General features: G+C 49.3%; 1 protein-coding gene and 1 pseudogene. Both read left to right on the top strand.

Annotation, left to right across the window (positions count from 1 at the left end; all coding sequences use genetic code 11):
- Nucleotides 1-955, top strand: a 955-nt coding sequence (locus tag AC1DUA_RS38110; RefSeq protein WP_477504646.1) for a hypothetical protein, incomplete at its 5' end; no start/stop codon positions are given.
- Nucleotides 915-2214 (top strand): annotated as a pseudogene (locus AC1DUA_RS38105) (hypothetical protein); the annotation flags it as partial. The gene AC1DUA_RS38110 and the pseudogene AC1DUA_RS38105, both read left to right, overlap by 41 nt.

Below are 2214 nucleotides of genomic sequence, written 5' to 3'. Positions count from 1 at the left end.
GCTTGATGCCATGCAAGCCGAGGATAATCCCGAATTACAGTCGCGCGGTGATCTTCGGACGGATTACCCAGGAGGATGGTTTAACCCTGTCAACGATCTGAACTTCTTGCGTAGAACAAAAGGCGGACAACTCGTTGATAGATTCGCACAGGGAATCGGTCATACGATCGGGTTGGATGATTCTCAAATGAGCACCCTTGCTTCAACAGGTAATAAGTATTTAGACAAGGCGGCTGATGTTGTAGGTGGGGCAGCAGGGTACGTTGTGAACCCGGGTATGCCAGTGGGTAACTTGAGCATCGCGCAAAACTTCTTTGACCATCCGGCGCTTCAGCAACTAGCTCAGGTCTTAGGAGGTAAGGCACAAAATCTTCTACCAGATGCAGGCATGGCTATTTCAAGAGATGGAACACAGATCGTTGATTCTCTGCTTGGTAAAACAGTAAACAAGGCAGTGCAAGGGGGCGTGCAGGGTAGCCTCGGTGCAGCTGCCTTTTCTCCGTTTCATACTTTGGAGACTGGAGGCGACGTGCAAGACATCCCTGGTCATATGCTTGAGGAAGGTTTGGGTGGTGCTGCATTCGGAGGATTGATTGGCGCTGCTGCTCCCTCAGTTGGCAAAGCTTTATCTGCTTTGATTAAACGCAGAGGAGGTGCATCAATAGCCGATGACAGTCTGCTTCCTTTTGAAGATGCTACCAGTTCCCGCAACGTTACGCAGGCGAGAGGAACGGTACCGCCAACAGCGCAACAGGCTGCCGATCGCTTTGGTTTCATTGATCAGAGGACAGCTACTGACGGACCGCTTGCATTGCCTCCGTCTAACCGTGAAATACGAATGAATGCAGCTCAATCCCGCGGTACCAATCCTGCTGGCTTAGATCCTATTCAAGGTAAAGGAGATGTTCGCACGTTTGCTCTTCCTGAACCAAAGGTTGCCACCACTGCAACGTGATCGCATTCTTCCAAAGGAACCGGTTGTCGAAGTTACACCACCACAAAGGAAGTTTGCTCCAAGTGAGCCAACACAACCAGTTAAACCAGTAGGAAAGCAGCAACGCGGCGGGAAGTTGATATCCGCAAAGCAGTACAGAACCAAGAAAGCAGCTCCTGTTGCTGAGACGGAGAAGCCCTTTATTCAATCCGATACTACTCAGGTTCCAAAAGGTTCTCAGGCTTATGCGGGCAATGCCATACCATTCCGACAAGCGGCAACTCAGTCAACGCGTACTATTAATCGAAACAAGGTAGTCAGGAACATCAAGAAGAATCTCGGCGTCGTGGTAGACTCCGGCAGACTCCGATCTGGCCGCGGCGTGCTTGGCATGTATAAAGTAAGCCCGGAAGTTGTCCGTACGCGAATGGCTGAAGATATTCAAGTTATCACTCATGAAGTTGGGCACCACTTGGATAAGAAGTTCGACTTGCAAGTTGCTCGTTTTAACAATGAATTCGCCGCACTGATACAGCACAACCCTGTTCTTAATATCTCAGCATATAAGCCAAGTCAGCTCCCAGGTGAAGGAGTTGCGGAGTATGTTCGATTACGCCTGACAGATCCGGACGCAGCACGCCGCCTTGCTCCGAACTTCACGCGACACTTTGACGGAAAGCTTGATAAGCAGTCGCTAAAAGGATTGGAAGCTTCACAGCTTGATGTTGATACGTGGATTTCACAAGGCGATTACAATCAGGCGAAGGGGCTTGTGGACTTCGACAGTAGCAAAGCTAAGGAACCATTCAGCAAAGACAGGACCTATACGCGGTTTGTCGATGACCTGAATCCTCTCCAACTAGCTGAAAAGGCACTGAAGGGTGCTGTAGGCAAAGGATCGGATTCACTTTATAAAATGGCACGGCTTAGCCGGGGGATTGGTGAACGTGCAAAACTTGCGGTTACGCGTGGCATTTATGACTCTCAAGGAAACAAGATAAGCGATGGGCTGCGTCAGATCGTTAGACCCTTGGAGAAGATGGGCATCAAAGAGGATGACTTCGCTACGTATCTCGCCGTAAAGCATGCAACAGACTTAAAGGCGATGGGGAAGGCGGTGCCATTCTCAGATGCTCAGATGTCAGCTGTTCTAAGAAAATTAGATACACCTGAGGTGCAAGCAGTTCAGAAGAAGATCATTGATTATAACAATAAGCTTCTCGATATCCTAGTTGATGCACAAATCCTTACCAGTAAATCAGTCGGAGATATGCGGAAGC

This window comes from Paenibacillus sp. 01T422, from assembly GCF_056398785.1.
The sequence above is the reverse complement of the archived record's forward strand: the minus strand, read 5'-3'. Positions and strand labels throughout refer to the sequence as shown.